The organism is Marinomonas maritima, from assembly GCF_024435075.2.
In the GTDB taxonomy this organism is placed as follows: domain Bacteria; phylum Pseudomonadota; class Gammaproteobacteria; order Pseudomonadales; family Marinomonadaceae; genus Marinomonas; species Marinomonas maritima.
In genome coordinates this window covers 792,686-809,751 of record NZ_JAMZEG020000001.1, presented here as the reverse complement: position 1 = coordinate 809,751, position 17,066 = coordinate 792,686, and the positions used below count along the sequence as shown (strand labels likewise).

Below are 17,066 nucleotides of genomic sequence, written 5' to 3'. Positions count from 1 at the left end.
AGTTAATTATTACTATTTGTCGAGTTTCGTAAAAATATGTAAGAAATAAGAACCACACTCAAAAAACCAGTAAAAATAAACACCGATGGAAATAAAAAATCCGTCAGCCAATAAAAATCTGGTAAGTCCCAAGGTAGAATAAGATGCTCTTCTAGTGGTAGTTTTTTATCACCAATCACACTCCAAGTATCGGTAATTTTCCATGGCCACACCTTTACTAAAGCCCCTAACATAGTCCCTGTAAGGAATGACAACGTCATTGATCGAGCATGGCCTAGTAAATAATGTAAAACTTTAGAGAAACTTAATAGACCAATCAAAGCGCCGGCTGAAAAAATTAGGATAACAGTAATATCAAAACTTTTAATCGCTGATAAAATAAACCCGTACATGCCCATTATAAGCAATAAAAAACTGCCTGAGATACCTGGTAATATCATCGCACAAATAGCAATCATGCCAGAGAAAAAAACCATCACCAATGATGTATTAAATTGGGTCGGAACAAGTAATGATAGGCTTGCCCCGAGTACCACTCCCACCATAAGGCTTCCAAAATGACGCCATGAAAAACCCACAATTTGATGAATCAAAAAATAAGCGGATGCCAAAATAAGACCAAAAAAGAAGCTCCACAAATAAATGGGATAAACCGCCAAAAGATGTGTAATCACTCCGGCGATCAAAAAGATACTCGTGATAATACCAGCGCCTAATGACAGCAAAAAAGCCCCATCAAAATGGCGCCACAAGGCTTTTACATCACCTTTTACCAACATACCTAAACTGTCTTTATTCACCCCACTTAACGCACTAATCAAACGGTCATAAACGCCTAAAATAAAAGCAATCGTTCCACCAGAAACACCGGGGACAACATCTGCTGCTCCCATTAATACGCCACTCAAATACACTTTCAGCCATTTAGGCATGTTCAATTCCTTCCAATAAAGGCACAAAAGACGCAGCTTCTGTCCCTAAACATTTCCAACGATCGCCCTCTTTCCGCCAGCAGCCTATCTGCGGACTAGGGTGATCAATTGGCATAATTAAAATACCTTGCTCTTTAAGGCAATGGGTTAATGCTAACGGAATTTTACTCGCCATGGCGGTAATAATAACCGCATCCATTTCCACTTTATTAGGCCAACCAGCCTGTCCGTCACCAAATAAGCACTCAACATTATTGACGCCCATCGAGAACAAACGATGCTTAGCCTGTAAATGCAGAGATTGTTGCCGCTCAACCGTGTGAACTTTATTAAAAAAGTGCGCCAAGATTCGAGTTTGATAACCTGATCCAGTGCCAATTTCCAACACACGCCCCAGCCGAGAATACGCCAAAAGCCACTCAGTCATCCTTGCTACGGTAAGCGGCTGACTGATGGTCTGATTTCGACCAATAGGGAGCGGCGTAGCGGAATACGCTAAATGCGAAAATGCCGGCTCAACAAACTCGTGACGAGGAAGGGCAGCCATCAAGGCCAACAGCTCTTCGTGAGTAATACCTTGCTCTCTAAGCTGATGAATCATTTTTGAGGCTTTTGGTTCAGTGTGTGTGACTAACCAATTAAGATCATGTTGGCTCATAAAGTTACAGTGTCAGTCCATTTTTCAAGCGGTAATTTTGCTTCGTAGCAGGTCATATCCGTATGAATGGGAGTAATAGAGACATAGCCATTTTCCACGGCACAAAAATCAGTCCCTTCTGATGCATCGTGTGGCTCAGACAATGCCCCAATCCAAAAACTGGGTAACCCTCGTGGATGCTTAGCAGAGACCGGCGCTTGCGCCTTATGACGATAACCAAGACGCGTAACCTGAATGCCTTTTAATTCACTATAAGGAACGTCTGGTACATTGATATTCAATAAAATACCAGCAGGCAAGGCAAGTGTATGAGAGTCCTTCATCAGCCGTACTACGACCTCTGCAGCCGTCTCAAAATACTTATGGCCAACTAAGGACACCGCCAACGCAGGACGACCTAAGTGACGAGCTTCCATCGCCGCCGCGACAGTCCCCGAGTAAATCACATCGTCACCCAAGTTGGCTCCATGATTAATGCCCGAAATCACCAAGTCCACATCACCATCAATCATTCCTGACAACGCCAAATTAACACAATCCGTCGGTGTACCATCGACTCGATATCTATTTTTTTCAACCATAATAGGCTGTACTGGACGAGTCAAAGTCAAAGAGTTACTCGCACCACTACGATTACGATCCGGCGCTACGACTAAAATGTCATACTCTTGCTGTAAACGTTGAGCAAGTATTTGTATACCAACCGCGTCAATCCCATCATCATTGGCGATCAATACTCTCATGATGTTTCTCTGCTGACTTATCTGTAAAATCGATCATTTCGCGCAAAACGCTGGTCGCAAAACACCCTTTTGGTAACGAGAATTCCACGATCAACTGCGCACTCCCTTCATTATCTCTTAGCAATTCCCACGCCATATTCATCGGCACAAGACGCGCTAAGCGGCTGTCCCTTGAAAGATCAAACGCGATAAGTGCATTGACCAAATCCATACTTTGCGTTAGAGAACTTTTAATAGCCGCTTCACGTTGGGCCCCCGTGCCAGCCTCCCAACCCTCACTGATGAGTGGCAATACGGGGCTTATCTCACCACGCATCACATTAAGATGCATCAACGCACCAATTTCTTTGACTCGAAACTGTTCATGTTTATGCTGAAACTGAGCAATATCACCATCACATAGACGTGACCACATGCCACTTTCAACTTGATCGCTTAATGCTTCATTAAAACACCAAGAGCGAATAGCCGATAACCAAAAGGATTCTGTCTTCGGCAATTTACGGCGACTTTGCCGCCCTTTCAGAACAAACCCCTTGCCGTGGTGCAAATTATTACCGTTTATGCCGAAACGTTGCGGACCATAATAATTAGGCACGCCACCTTGTTTAATCAGGTTCAAACGTCCTTCAAGCTCATCTAAATCACCAACCACTTCACGTAAACGAATAACAAAGCGGTTCGACAAATGCGCTCCCGTGCGCAGTTTTTTAGAATGGCGCAGTTGCGCAATCACACGAACACTTTCAGGCTCTTTAAAAGCGTCCTGAAGCGTCGAAAAATCCGCCTCTTGATTCAAAACATGCAAACAAAACCATTGGCGAGTACAAGCATGTCGATCTTTGACACCGCTGTAAGTCACTTTATTGGGTGCAATACCTGTTATTTCGGCCAAGCGTTTCGCAAGGAAGTCTGTGTTCACGCCTTGTTTTTCGATGAAAACATAACAAAATTCGCCTTTGTCATCAGGCTCAAACCCTAACTGCTCTTCAACATAAAAGTCTTGTATATGGGTTTTCAAATCCCCAGTGACTGTTGGCTTAGACCAAGCATATCGCCATTCGGTATTCATACATTACCTTGATTAAAATGAGCCTGTTTAAAAATAAGCGCGACGGCCTCAACCGCAATACCTTCTTTACGACCCGTAAAACCCAGCTTTTCTGTTGTCGTTGCCTTCACATTGATAGCATCGATACTCACCGCTAAATCTGCCGCTATATTCGCACGCATGACATCAATATAAGGGCGCATTTTTGGTGCCTCCGCAATAATCGTAATATCGACATTGCCAACCGAAAAGCCAAGCGACTGTATTTTTTGATAAGCGCGTTTCAATAAAAGACGACTGTCAGCGCCAGCAAAATCAGCATCAGTATCTGGAAAATGCTTACCTATGTCGCCAAGCGCTGCTGCGCCTAACAAGGCATCTGTCAATGCATGTAGAGCGACATCACCATCGGAATGGGCAATCAGCCCTTGAGAGTAGGGAATAGACACACCGCCCAATACAATGTGATCACCTTCACCAAATTTATGAACATCAAAACCATGGCCAATACGAAACGGCATCATGATAATTACTCCTATGCTATGGACTGCACTCTGTATTAAAATTTGAAAGATTTGTTATTGAAAGGTAAGAAAAAAGCGCCTCTGCAATCTGCAGATCTTCAGGTAATGTCACTTTGATATTACTACTTTCTCCCACTACAAGATCTGGATGCCAACCAACAAACTCCATCGCAGAGCACTCATCGGTTACTGACACGCCTTCAGTCTGCGCTTTTCTTAAGGCATTTAAGAGCGCTTGGGAAGGAAATTTCTGTGGCGTCTGAGCCAACCAAATAGCACTCCGGTCAAGCGTTGTTTCAACCGACGCTTGACCGGAAAGTTGAAGCTTCACGGTGTCTTTAACTGGCATAGCCAAAATCGCCCCCTGACTGGAGGAATGATCAATAATTCGATCTAGTGCCGCATACGTTAACAAAGGTCGCGCCGCATCGTGAACCAAGACGTCTTGCTGGTGGATACCCGTGACATCCATCATGTAACGCAAGCCTTTTTGCACAGTATCGCTACGCTCACTTCCACCCACAAACGTGTGCACAAAATCATGATTATGCCATTTAGAGTCTGACCAATAAGCATCACCAGCGCTAATACCAACAATCACGCCAGCAATACGAGGGTGCGACATAAAAATATTGATAGTGCGATCTAGAATGGTTTGACCAGCAAGTAATAAATATTGTTTCGGGCAGTTGGCCTGCATACGCTGACCTACGCCGGCGGCGGGGATGATAACCCACAATGGTGGCATCACTTTTTATTCACCATACGATAAAAGACTTCTCCATCTTTTATATATTGAAGTTCACTGCGAACATGCTCTTCTACCGCCTCTTCTCCAAGGCGCAGATCATGGACTTGTGCTCTAAGCGCTTGATTTCGATGTTTCAGACGTAAGTTAATACGCTCTTGATAGGCAATTTGCTTTGCTAACTCTTCTTGCCGCTTAACGCCCTGCTCACCAAAATACAAATGGTAAGATTGATAGCCAATGGCACAGACAAAAAAGACAAGTAACAAACGCGCCATAACATCCTCTACGACCTAAGAAAAACATTACCCTTACCATAAAATTAAAAGCAAAGGAATTGAACCAAAAAAATATAAAAAAAGGGGAGAACCAAGTTCTCCCCTTTTAGATCAAGGCGTGATTACGCCTGACCTTTGATCTCAGAAAGACCTTTATAAGGCGCTTTACCACCAAGTTGCTCTTCAATTCGCAATAATTGGTTGTACTTAGCAACACGATCAGAACGGCATAGTGAGCCAGTCTTAATTTGACCTGCGGCTGTACCAACGGCCAAATCTGCTATTGTTGCATCTTCTGTTTCACCAGAACGATGAGAAATAACAACCGTGAAACCAGCGTCTTTAGCCATTTTTATGGCTGCTAACGTCTCTGTTAAACTACCGATTTGGTTAAACTTAATTAAGATTGAGTTGGCAATACCGTTGTCGATACCACGCTTTAGAATCTTAGTGTTTGTTACAAACAGATCATCACCTACTAATTGGATTTTATCACCCATTAGTTTAGTTTGATGCGCAAAACCATCCCAGTCAGATTCGTCAAGACCATCTTCGATAGAAACAATTGGATACTGTTTAGTAAGGTCTTGTAAGAAAAAATTAAATTCTTCAGAAGTGAATTTTTTTCCTTCACCCTTAAGATTATAAATATTTTCTTCTTTGTCATAAAACTCAGACGCAGCACAATCCATTGCTAAAGTGATGTCTTTACCAAGCTCATAACCAGCAACGCCCACCGCTTCTTTGATAACAGCCAATGCTTCCGCATTAGAAGAAAGGTTTGGCGCGAAACCACCTTCATCACCAACGGCTGTGCTTAGACCACGATCGCTCAATACTTTTTTCAGCGCATGAAAGATTTCAGCGCCGTAACGCAATGCTTCACGAAAGTTTGGCGCGCCAACAGGCTGAATCATAAATTCTTGGATATCAACGTTGTTGTCTGCGTGCTCACCACCATTGATGATGTTCATCATTGGCACAGGCATAGAATAAACACCTGGCGTTCCATTAATGTCTGCAATGTGAGCATACAATGGGACTTTCTTAGAAATCGCTGCCGCTTTCGCAGCTGCCAAAGAAACCGCCAAAATAGCATTCGCACCAAAAGTGGATTTATTTTCAGTACCATCAAGATCAATCATGGCTTGATCAAGTTCGGCTTGAGCAAGCGCATCTTTGCCGATCAAAGCATCACGGATTGGACCGTTTACCGCGGCAACCGCTTTTAATACACCTTTTCCTAAGTAACGGCTTTTGTCGCCATCACGTAATTCCAAAGCTTCACGAGAACCGGTAGAGGCACCAGACGGTGCACACGCTGAACCTACGGAGCCGTCTGCTAAAATAACATCAGCTTCAACGGTAGGATTACCACGAGAATCTAAAACTTCTCTGGCTTTGATATCAACGATTTGACTCATAACAAACCTCTTAAAATAAATGAAGAATCACAAACTGCTTGTTTGATCTACTTATTTTTCTTTTCCTGCATATTTCAATGCCGCATGTACAAAGGCACTGAACAGGCCGTGTCCATATCTAGGCGTTGAAGTGAATTCTGGGTGGAACTGACAAGCGACAAACCAAGGATGTTCTGCAATTTCTACCATCTCAACCAAAGAGTTGTCTTCTGAACGACCTGAAATCGTCAGACCTGCTTTCTCTAACCCAGCTACATAAAAGTTATTCACTTCATAACGATGACGATGGCGCTCTTTAATCACTGCTTTACCGTAAGCATCAAAGGCTTTTGTGCCTTCAGTAAGATTACAGTTCTGCGCACCAAGACGCATCGTGCCGCCTAGATCGGATTCCTCTGACCGGATTTCTTTGGAACCCTCTGCATTCGTCCATTCTGTAATCAGACCAACGACTGGGTTCTCTGCTTTTAAATTAAACTCGGTGCTGTGAGCACCGGCTAAATTTGCCACATTACGAGCAAATTCGATAACCGCTACTTGCATACCCAAACAAATACCTAAATAAGGCACTTTGTTTTCACGAGCATACTGAGCTGTCAATATTTTACCTTCTACACCACGCTCACCAAAACCACCAGGAACAAGAATCGCGTCCATTCCTTTTAGGCACTCTGTGCCTTTTTCTTCGATGCTTTCAGAATCAATGTAGTGAAGTTTAACTTTCGTACGAGCATGAATGCCAGCATGATCCATGGCTTCAATCAAAGATTTATAAGCATCCAACAACTCCATGTATTTTCCTACCATGGCGATATTGACTTGCTTCTCTGGATTCAGTTTCGCTTGAGTAACTTTGTTCCAAATATCCAGATTTGGCATATCGCAATCTAGATTAAAATATTCAACAATCAAGCTATCTAAGCCTTGGTCATTCAGCATTTGAGGAATACGGTAAATGGTATCAGCATCTGGAAGAGAAATAACCGCACGTTCTTCAACGCTAGTAAACAACGCAATTTTCTTACGTTCTGGTGCTTCAATAGACACTTCAGAACGACAAATAAGAATGTCAGGTTGAATACCAATAGAGCGAAGCTCTTTGACGGAATGCTGAGTAGGCTTGGTTTTGGTTTCGCCAGCAGTTCGAATATAAGGAACCAGTGTCAAATGCATGAACAATGCTCGACGTGGACCCAATTCTACTTTTAATTGACGAATAGCTTCTAAGAAAGGTTGTGATTCGATATCACCAACAGTACCGCCAATTTCAACTAACGCAACGTCTGCGCCTTCAGCACCAGAAATAACACGTCGTTTGATTTCATCTGTAATGTGAGGAATAACCTGAACGGTTCCACCAAGGTACTCACCACGACGTTCTTTTTTAAGAACATGTTGATAAACACGACCACTGGTGAAATTATTACGCTTGCCCATTTTAGTAGAAATAAAACGTTCGTAATGGCCAAGATCTAGATCAGTTTCGGCGCCGTCTTCTGTGACATACACTTCGCCGTGCTGGAAAGGACTCATAGTGCCAGGATCCACATTGATGTAGGGATCCAGCTTTAGCATGGTGACTTTTAGACCACGAGATTCAAGGATGGCCGCCAAAGATGCCGCTGCCAAACCTTTACCAAGAGATGAAACTACACCGCCTGTAACGAAAATATATCGTGTCGCCATGAGTGTTTAACCCGCCTTAAAATGTGAAAAAATGAGATTTGATGACACATATAAATGCGCCTTCAGGACGGGGGGAAATAATAACATCGTGAGCCCCTTCACTCAATGTAAAACACAGCTGTTTTACATTGAGTGAAGGTTTGACTTGATCGTTATACCAAGGGCATTCTTATGACGTCGAATTCCCAAGCGATACTTCCAAAACATTTTCCGCTATACACACTGGCTTCCCTACCATTTATTCATAGACACGTTGATGGCATTACACCCGAGTTTTTTCCTCGTATTGGTTCTTTATTCGCTTTAATGGTTGCGAAGAAAAGCATACCCTTGGTTCATATACAATCGCTAAAGCGCAATAACACTTCATGCTAAAGTGAGCCAATAAGAATTAAAAATAGGATGATCCATGACGTATTTACAAGCCAATGATTTTTTCGCTCACTCTTCCAGTGTAAAGAACGCTTTATTAAAAATCCGAACCGCTCTAGACAAACCGGAGCGCACACTTATTGGCTTAACAGGCGGGCCAGGTTCAGGGAAAAGCACGTTAGCCGACTATTTAATGTCTCATTTTTCAGATCAACCAAACGCACAGGTTGTTTGTCTTTCAATGGACGGATTTCATCTTTCAAAAGCCCAACTTCAGGCACTACCTAATGCAAAAGAAGCGTTGGAAAGGCGAGGGGCGCCATGGACATTTGATAGCACTGCCTTTATTGAGCGCGTTGAAAAAATTAAGCGGAGCCATCGAAAAGAAAGTGTTTTGTGGCCGAGCTTTGATCATTCAGTAGGTGATCCAATTGAAGACGACCTGACGATCAACAAAGGCGCTAACGTCATATTAGTGGAAGGCTTGTACTTGTTGCATCAGCAAGACGGCTGGCAAGCGTCTAAAGACTTGTTTGATGAGCATTGGTTCTTAGACATTCCTTTGGACATTGCCATTGAACGTTTAGCGCAACGTCACATGAAGGCTTGGGGGTTCAGTCACGAACAAGCCATGCAGAGAATTAATCAGAGCGACGGGCTGAATGCCGAGCTGGTCGCACGCTATAGAAATCAGGCCGATTGGCTAATAAAAGTCTAACGCTTTGCCAAACTCATTCACTAGCGCCTTTGATCAAAAATCGACTCGGCACTTCTTTCAAACGTTAGGTTAATACGCAAAAACATACCTTGAATCGCCTCAAGTTGATTAGACTCTTCGACCAACGCCTGTAATTCGTCGTAAAGCTGATCGCTGATGCGACCTGCCAAATCGTCAACGATGCGAGCTGCTTTTCCGCCAAACAGTCACAAATTGAACACATTCTATTTAGGCAGCGGTAAACTTAGATTAATCCGCCATTCGATATCGAGATGAGAATGATCGGGATGACACCAAAGGTCTCCAATGGCAATCAGCGTATCATCTTGATATATATACGGAAGATGCTCTCGCCACCAGCTTGCAACTTGTTGATCATTGAGCCATTTTTTCAGTTTTCGAGTTTTACCATTCGGCATGATAAGTGTTGCGCCTTCGGGACGCGCTTTTAGTGTACAGTTGTTACTTCCGCGAACACAAATCTCGTCAAAAGGACGCTTCAATACCTCACCTGAGACAAGCGGTGCCAGCACGACGGCTTGATCAAGGGGTAATAGATAAATAACATTTTGATGGCGCATAAGGCGCCCAGAAGAAAACACAAACTCAGGCTGCTTATCTTCTCCACTCGCAAACATATCATCAATACTTTCTAGCTGAGAATGAGTCAACGATGTGTCTTTTCGTTGCAGAAATTGACGCAGCCAAAACAGCCGCTCCTCTCGCGCTTTATCCGCAATAAAGGATAATTTTAAGCCACCAAGCTCATTACACCAAACACCTAATTGCTGGCTAGATAATTGCGCTAGCATGCGGTAATCGGTGGCGATACGTTGCGCACTGGAAGCGATATTTTGCTCCATTTTGGGGAATCGTTCTTTAAGAATAGGGACGACACTTTGGCGGAGGAAGTTTCGTGTAAAACGCTCATCTGCGTTAGATTCATCTTGAATCCAATCAAGTTGCTGCTGTTGAGCGTAACTCTCAACCTCTGCTTTGGATACATACAATAAGGGGCGAATTAATTTAGCACCTTCTTCACCTAATGATCTTTCTGCGGGAATACCGGCTAACCCTTTTCCACCAGTGCCTCTAAGGAGTCGAAACAAAACCGTCTCGACTTGATCCCCAGCGTGGTGGGCCAACAATATAACCCCCCGATTACCAATATGTTTTTGAAAAGCGTGATAACGGGCATTACGAGCAGCGTCTTCAAGAGAAGCTTGAGCTTTAAGTTGTACATGTTCAGTAACAAAATTCACACCAAGGTCGTTGCAGATCAATTCACAATGTTTAAGCCAGTTGTCCGCATTCGCACTCAGCCCATGATGAATATGAATCGCCACCAGTTTTTGCTTTTGCTCTGACGTGAGCTGATTCACCAAAGAGTGAAGTAATACGTGAGAATCCACTCCGCCACTAAAACCAACCCACACTGTTTTCGCCTGCATGAATAGGTCATCAACCCACTCAGGGTTGAAACGAATAGGTGACGACAACGTCATTGGCTTTAGAGTTGAATACTTCATCCTAGCCTCAGCGGCAAAGCGCTTTAAGAGTGAACACAAACAAAAAAGCCCCCTAATATAGGAGGCTTTTTAGCATAGCTAAATAATTACAAGCCGTATGACATCAAACGATTATAACGACGAGCTAATAGCTCATCTGTCGTTAATGCTTCCATTCGATCTAATGCAGCAATAACGTTTTGTTTCAAATTTTCTGCTATTTGCTCATGAGCAATATGCGCACCACCTAACGGCTCTTGGATAATAGTATCCACAAAGCCCAACTCTTGAAGTCGTTGAGCCGTAATCCCCATCGCTTTAGCAGCATCAGAAGCACGGTCTGCACTTTTCCACAAAATAGACGCACAACCTTCAGGAGAAATAACGGAGTAAGTACCGTATTGCAGCATCATTAGTTCATCACAAACACCAATGGCTAATGCACCACCAGAACCACCTTCACCAATCACAGTAGAGATAATGGGTGTTTTAAGACGAGACATAACAGCCAAATTAAAAGCGATCGCTTCACTTTGACCGCGCTCTTCAGCACCAATTCCTGGGTATGCTCCAGGTGTGTCGATCAGGGTAATAATTGGCAATTTAAAACGTTCAGCGGTTTCCATTAAACGTAACGCTTTACGGTAACCTTCTGGACGAGGCATACCAAAGTTACGAAGTACTTTTTCTTTTACTTCACGACCTTTTTGATGGCCAATTACCATCACAGGACGGCCATCTAGACGAGCAACACCGCCAACAATCGCACGGTCATCCGCATAATGACGGTCACCATGCATTTCTTCAAAGTCTGTAAAAACATGTTTTATATAATCAAGTGTATATGGGCGCTTTGGGTGACGCGCTAACTGAGAAACTTCCCATGCCCCTAAATTACTAAATAGGCTTTTGGTCAGCGCTATTTTTTTATCTTCAAGACGACTAATTTCATCGCCTATGTTGATTTCATCATCGTTACCGACTAAACGTAACTCTTCAATTTTTTGTTCAAGTTCAGCAATCGGCTGCTCAAAAGGGAGATAATCTAAATTCATATTTAATTACACTACTGTTTGGTTGCCATAAAATTTAAGGAGAAAAAGCAAATCGCTTTTATCCTATAGCTCTATTAAATGAGACTAAGTATACACTAACTGAACATTTTGTTTACCGTATTGTTTCTGAAGTTGATGAATTAATTCGTCATCTGGACGAACTTTCCAACTTGCCCCCAAACGGATATCACCACATGCCTCAGCGGTATCAAAACCAATAACCACATCACAGCCGTCTCCACGAAATGATTCCATGTACCCTGCTAATGTTTTGATTTCAGTTGGTGTTACCGTCTCTGAAGTCCAAGTAATACGCAATGCCTCAACATAGCGAACTCGAGCCTGAGCAATATCAAGGATATTTCGAGCAATAACTTTTTGCCCTCCACGAAATTCATCAACCGAAATTTCACCTTCAACAACAACAACTTCATCTTTAACAATAACGTTTTTAAAGGTTTCGTAGCTATCTGGGAAAACCGTTACTTCAATACGAGCAGAGCGGTCATCTAGAGTGACAAAAGCAATATTACCACCTTTTTTACTCTTGGTAATCCGCAAGTCCACGATCAGACCAGCCATAATTTGCGTATCACCACGCTTAGGCTGGAGGTCTACAATTTTCGAGCGAACAAAGCGACGAATCTCTTTTTCATACTCATCAATCGGGTGACCTGTCACATACAGACCCAATGTGTCTTTCTCGCCATCAAGTCGCTGACGTGGTGGCCATTCATGCTGAGTACCTATTTCCTTATAAGCATCCTCTGTATTTTCATCTACTGCAATGCCAAACAAATCCGTCATACCAGCGTCGTGGTTTTTCGCATCCTGCACGGCCCTCTTCAGCGCTTCATCGATACAAGCAAATAGCGTGGCACGATTCGGTCCAATCGTATCAAAAGCACCCGAGCGAACCAACGCTTCCATAACGCGCTTATTAACTTTACGCCCGACACGTTGGCAAAAATCAAAAATGTGCTCAAAAGCGCCTTCTTTTCGCGCTTCGACAATGGCTTCGATTGGGCCTTCGCCCACACCTTTAATCGCTCCCAGACCATAGACAATAGCGCCTTTCGGGTTGACGGTGAATTTGAAAACAGACTCATTCACATTGGGCAGCTCTAATACCAACTTCATTGAGCGACATTCTTCAATAAAGATAACAATCTTATCCGTGTTTTGCATATCGGCAGACAATACAGCAGCCATGAACGGCGCAGGGTAATGGTTTTTTAACCAAGCCGTTTGATAAGAAACTAATGCGTAAGCCGCGGAGTGAGATTTGTTAAAACCATAACCTGCGAACTTCTCCATCAGATCAAAAATATTACCTGACAGGTCTTTATCAACATTGTTTTTTAGCGCGCCTTCCATGAAAATTAAACGCTGTTCAGCCATTACCTCTGCTTTCTTCTTACCCATGGCACGACGAAGTAAATCCGCACCACCTAGAGAGAATTTTGCCAATACCTGAGCAATCTGCATTACTTGTTCTTGGTACAAAATAATGCCGTACGTTGGCTCTAGAACAGGAATAAGATCGCTATGTTGATAATCAGAATGAGGGAAAGCCAGCTCGGCACGACCGTGCTTACGGTTAATAAAGTCATCTACCATGCCGGAGCCTAGTGGCCCAGGTCGATACAAGGCCACCAAGGCGATAATATCTTCAAAACGTGAGGGTAAAAGCTTCTTGATCAACTCTTTCATACCGCGAGACTCCAGCTGGAATACCGCCGTTGTTTCGGCTCGCTTTAATAAGTCATAGGTGGACTTGTCTTCCAAATCAATGAGTGCAATATCTAACGGTGGCTTACCTTCCAACTCGTTAATAGCGTCAATGTTTTTAACCGCCCAATCTACGACAGTAAGCGTCTTCAAACCGAGGAAGTCAAATTTCACCAGTCCCGCTTCTTCCACGTCATTTTTGTCATATTGAGTAACTAATCCTGAACCATCTTCCTCACAATATAGTGGCGCAAAATCTATCAATTTTGTCGGCGCAATAACCACACCGCCGGCATGTTTACCAAAGTTACGAACCACGCCTTCTAGTGAAATAGCCATTTCCATGACTTCAGCGGCGTCTTCGTCCCCAGCCAAAAACTCAGGTAATGCTGGCTCTTCTTCTAAGGCCTTTTTTAAGGTCATACCGATTTCAAAAGGAATCAATTTAGAAAGCTTATCTCCAAGACTGTATGGCTTACCTTGCACTCGTGCCACGTCTCGCACTACCGCTTTAGCCGCCATCGCCCCAAAGGTGATGATCTGAGAAACCGCATCGCGACCATAAGTGCGCGATACATAGTCAATTACTCGGTCACGATTTTCCATGCAAAAGTCGATATCGAAATCGGGCATGGAAACCCGCTCAGGATTCAAAAACCGTTCGAATAGCAAATCATACTCGAGTGGATCAAGGTCGGTAATCTTCAGAGCATAAGCCACTAAGGAGCCTGCACCAGATCCTCGTCCTGGGCCAACTGGAATGTCGTTATCTTTTGCCCACTGGATAAAGTCCATTACGATTAAAAAGTAACCGGGAAAACCCATTTGATTGATAATGGTTAATTCAAAGTCCAAACGATCCCAGTATTCTTGACGTCGTTTTTCAATTCGTTCACCATACTTTTTAGTCAAAAAATTAAAGCGCTCAGTTAAGCCATCGTAAGACAGCTCACTAAAAAACGCCTCCATCGTCATCCCTTCTGGTACAGGATAGTCTGGCAGAAAATATTCACCCAGTAACACATCCACACTACAGCGCTTTGCAATCTCTACGGTATTTTCAAGCGCCTCAGGAATATCTTCAAAAAGCGCAGCCATCTCTTCTGGTGTTTTGAAATACTGCTCTTCTGAATAACGACGTTTACGACGTGGATCATCTAAAGTTACGCCATCATGAATACACACACGAGCTTCGTGTGCTTCGTAGTTTTCACGCTTTAAAAAGCGAACATCATTCGTCGCAACGACTGGACATTCAAGCTCGCTCGCAAGAGGAACAACCGCGTGTATGTACTCTTCTTCCCCAAGACGGCTAGTTCGCTGTAACTCAATATAAAAACGTTCAGGAAATATCGACATCCAATAAGCCAAACGACTTTTTGCCTGATCCTGTCGGCCTTTTTGCAGCAACAAACCAATATCGCCAAAACCCGCTCCAGATAAAGCAATAACATCATCACTACAAGCTTCAATCCACTCGCGCTGAACAATTGGACGACCGTCCACTTGACCAAGTTGATATCCTTTCGAAATAATTTCGATGATATTTTTGTAGCCCTTATTTGACGTCGCTAACAAAGTAAGACGGTAGCGAGAATCCATCTCACCATCCTCGTCGACAACAACATCAACACCACAGATAGGCTTAATACCCTTGTCCATTGCACCTTTATAAAAACGTACAAAACCGCAAAGATTGTTTTCGTCGGTAATGGCAACTGCCGGCATGGACATTAACTCGGTCGTGCCAAGTAGCCCTTTGATTTTCACCAAGCCATCTACTAAAGAAAACTCGGTATGGACTCGTAGATGTATAAACGATGCGGACAAAATATTATCTCTCTAAAATCTTTTTTACTGGACCAAAACTACGTCGATGAATTGGCGTGATGCCATGCACTTGAATAGCTTTAAGGTGCAAGGCAGTAGGATAACCTTTATGTTTTTCAAAACCATATTGCGGATAAATTTTGGCCGCCTGCACGATATCCCTGTCACGGGTTACTTTGGCTAAAATAGACGCGGCTGAGATAGCTGCGTGCCGAGCATCTCCTTTCACCACCGCTTCCGCAGGACAAGGCAAATTAAGAGGAATACGATTGCCATCAATCAATACATGCTCAGGCAACACTGTTAATAATGCCACGGCTCGTGACATAGCCAGCATACTGGCGTGCAGTATGTTTATCTCGTCAATTTCTTCTATCGTGGCACTGGCAATACCATAGGCTAAGGCTTTTTCTTGTATTTCAATAAACAACGCTTCACGCTTTTTTTCGCTTAATTTCTTTGAGTCCGCAAGACCCTCTATAGGCCGATTTGGGTCTAGAATCACCGCCGCGGCGACCACTTCGCCAGCCAACGGCCCTCTTCCAGCTTCGTCGGCACCCGCAAGCAAGCTGCCAAAGTAAATCTGACTAACGAAAGGTTCCATTATTTTTCTTTTTCCTTAAGCATTGAAACAATTGCTTGCGCAGCCCGCTCTCCAGCATTTTTACGTAACATTTTATGCAAATTAACGTACTTAGCTTGAATGGTTTTATCTTCATTAAAAGACCGCCAAGTCTGTAGCAATTTTGTTGCTAAATTATTGGGTGTGGCGTCATCTTGAAGCAATTCAGGCACCAAGGCTTCATTCGCCAATAAGTTAGGCAACGAGACATAAGGCACTTTGATCATTCGAGACATGATGGCATACGTCAACTTATTAACTCGATAAGACACAACCATAGGGCGCTTTACTAACATGGCTTCAAGAGCCGCTGTTCCAGACGCTAATAAGATGGCGTCGGATGCGGCCATCACAGTACGTGATTGACCATCGATAATAATGGCTTCAGCATTGGCCTCATGAAGTATCGCCTCTATTTGAACTCGCCTTGCAGCATTGGCCGCCGGCATCAAAAAAACAGCATCGGGCTCTTTCAGTTTAATCTGCTTCATCGCCGCCACAAAAAGAGGCGCAAGGCGAGACACTTCACCTTCACGAGAACCGGGTAAAATGCCAAACACCGGTCCATTAATTAAACCTAAACTAAGCACATCTCTTGCTTCAAAAACGTCGCTATCTAGCGGAATGTCATCCGCTAATGTATGACCGACACAAACAATGGGGATTTTATGTTCGTGATAAATAGGCAACTCGAATGGAAATAACGCCAACATTAAGTCAACTGATTTTTTGATGTTAAAAATACGCTTTTGACGCCAAGCCCAAACAGAAGGACTGACATAATGCACGGTCGGAATACCGGCTTTTTTTAACTTCCTCGCCAAAGGCATATTAAAATCAGGAGAGTCTATACCGATGAAGGCCGTTGGCGGGTTATTTAAACAAGATTGATATAAACGTTTTCGGATACCAAGAAGCTCTATTAAGCGCCCTAAAACTTCAACCAGTCCCATTACCGATAATCGATCCATTGGTACCACTGTCTTGAAGCCTTGCGCCTCCATTAACGGCCCACCAATTCCTTCAAAAATAGCATTGGGGTGCAATATTTTTAAATGGGCAATCAGATTAGCGCCTAAAATGTCACCTGAAGCCTCACCTGCAACTACAACATAACGTATCGGAGACATCACTTTCATTTATACAACCTCTAATAATAAAAAACCCCGAAACTATCCGGGGTTTT

The 17,066-nt window shown here is 43.4% G+C and carries 16 protein-coding genes; 1 reads left to right on the top strand and 15 read right to left on the bottom strand.

Features of this window, described 5'->3' with window-relative positions:
- Positions 1-2 precede the first annotated feature (2 nt).
- The 9 genes from M3I01_RS03940 to M3I01_RS03900 all read right to left on the bottom strand — a co-directional run bounded on the left by M3I01_RS03940 (position 3) and on the right by M3I01_RS03900 (position 8,044).
- The gene (locus M3I01_RS03940) at positions 3-932 is read right to left on the bottom strand and encodes a DUF368 domain-containing protein (protein WP_255894284.1); all 930 of its coding nucleotides are present in this window, start codon (positions 930-932) and stop codon (positions 3-5) included.
- The gene (locus M3I01_RS03935) at positions 925-1,590 is read right to left on the bottom strand and encodes a protein-L-isoaspartate(D-aspartate) O-methyltransferase (protein ID WP_255894283.1); all 666 of its coding nucleotides are present in this window, start codon (positions 1,588-1,590) and stop codon (positions 925-927) included. Before M3I01_RS03935 ends, M3I01_RS03940 begins: the two co-directional genes overlap by 8 nt.
- Positions 1,587-2,333, bottom strand: coding sequence for a 5'/3'-nucleotidase SurE (surE, locus tag M3I01_RS03930; protein WP_255894282.1), 747 nt, complete (start codon positions 2,331-2,333; stop codon positions 1,587-1,589). Before surE ends, M3I01_RS03935 begins: the two co-directional genes overlap by 4 nt.
- Complete coding sequence (gene truD, locus M3I01_RS03925; RefSeq protein ID WP_255894281.1) at positions 2,311-3,405, bottom strand: tRNA pseudouridine(13) synthase TruD; 1,095 nt, start codon at positions 3,403-3,405, stop codon at positions 2,311-2,313. The genes surE and truD overlap by 23 nt, the downstream gene beginning before the upstream one ends.
- Positions 3,402-3,908 (bottom strand): 2-C-methyl-D-erythritol 2,4-cyclodiphosphate synthase, encoded by a 507-nt coding sequence (ispF, locus tag M3I01_RS03920; protein ID WP_255894279.1) that lies wholly within the window; start codon positions 3,906-3,908, stop codon positions 3,402-3,404. Before ispF ends, truD begins: the two co-directional genes overlap by 4 nt.
- 16 nt (positions 3,909-3,924) lie before the next feature.
- Positions 3,925-4,656, bottom strand: coding sequence for a 2-C-methyl-D-erythritol 4-phosphate cytidylyltransferase (ispD, locus tag M3I01_RS03915; RefSeq protein ID WP_255894793.1), 732 nt, complete (start codon positions 4,654-4,656; stop codon positions 3,925-3,927).
- Positions 4,656-4,934 (bottom strand): septum formation initiator family protein, encoded by a 279-nt coding sequence (locus M3I01_RS03910; RefSeq protein WP_112137310.1) that lies wholly within the window; start codon positions 4,932-4,934, stop codon positions 4,656-4,658. The genes ispD and M3I01_RS03910 overlap by 1 nt, the downstream gene beginning before the upstream one ends.
- 122 nt (positions 4,935-5,056) lie before the next feature.
- On the bottom strand, positions 5,057-6,358 hold the full coding sequence (gene eno, locus M3I01_RS03905) for a phosphopyruvate hydratase (RefSeq protein WP_255894276.1): 1,302 nt from the start codon (positions 6,356-6,358) through the stop codon (positions 5,057-5,059).
- 51 nt (positions 6,359-6,409) lie between these two features.
- Positions 6,410-8,044, bottom strand: coding sequence for a CTP synthase (locus M3I01_RS03900; protein WP_255894275.1), 1,635 nt, complete (start codon positions 8,042-8,044; stop codon positions 6,410-6,412).
- Between the two features lie 409 nt (positions 8,045-8,453).
- Between M3I01_RS03900 and M3I01_RS03895 the strand changes: the two genes are divergently transcribed.
- Positions 8,454-9,134, top strand: a complete 681-nt coding sequence (locus M3I01_RS03895) for a nucleoside/nucleotide kinase family protein (protein WP_255894274.1) — start codon at positions 8,454-8,456, stop codon at positions 9,132-9,134.
- A gap of 20 nt (positions 9,135-9,154) precedes the next feature.
- On the opposite strand, the gene M3I01_RS03890 is transcribed toward M3I01_RS03895, so the two are convergent.
- From M3I01_RS03890 to lpxB, 6 genes are all read right to left on the bottom strand, one after another.
- Complete coding sequence (locus M3I01_RS03890) at positions 9,155-9,304, bottom strand: hypothetical protein (protein ID WP_255894273.1); 150 nt, start codon at positions 9,302-9,304, stop codon at positions 9,155-9,157.
- A gap of 54 nt (positions 9,305-9,358) precedes the next feature.
- Positions 9,359-10,663, bottom strand: coding sequence for a tRNA lysidine(34) synthetase TilS (tilS, locus tag M3I01_RS03885; RefSeq protein ID WP_275564924.1), 1,305 nt, complete (start codon positions 10,661-10,663; stop codon positions 9,359-9,361).
- An 86-nt stretch (positions 10,664-10,749) separates the two neighbouring features.
- Positions 10,750-11,697 carry an acetyl-CoA carboxylase carboxyl transferase subunit alpha gene (gene accA, locus M3I01_RS03880; RefSeq protein WP_255894270.1) on the bottom strand — a complete coding sequence of 316 codons (948 nt, stop codon included), beginning with the start codon at positions 11,695-11,697 and terminating at the stop codon, positions 10,750-10,752.
- A gap of 84 nt (positions 11,698-11,781) precedes the next feature.
- The gene (dnaE, locus tag M3I01_RS03875) at positions 11,782-15,258 is read right to left on the bottom strand and encodes a DNA polymerase III subunit alpha (RefSeq protein ID WP_275564923.1); all 3,477 of its coding nucleotides are present in this window, start codon (positions 15,256-15,258) and stop codon (positions 11,782-11,784) included.
- 4 nt (positions 15,259-15,262) lie between these two features.
- The gene (gene rnhB, locus M3I01_RS03870; RefSeq protein ID WP_255894269.1) at positions 15,263-15,862 is read right to left on the bottom strand and encodes a ribonuclease HII; all 600 of its coding nucleotides are present in this window, start codon (positions 15,860-15,862) and stop codon (positions 15,263-15,265) included.
- Complete coding sequence (gene lpxB / locus M3I01_RS03865; RefSeq protein ID WP_255894268.1) at positions 15,862-17,019, bottom strand: lipid-A-disaccharide synthase; 1,158 nt, start codon at positions 17,017-17,019, stop codon at positions 15,862-15,864. Before lpxB ends, rnhB begins: the two co-directional genes overlap by 1 nt.
- Positions 17,020-17,066 lie beyond the last annotated feature (47 nt).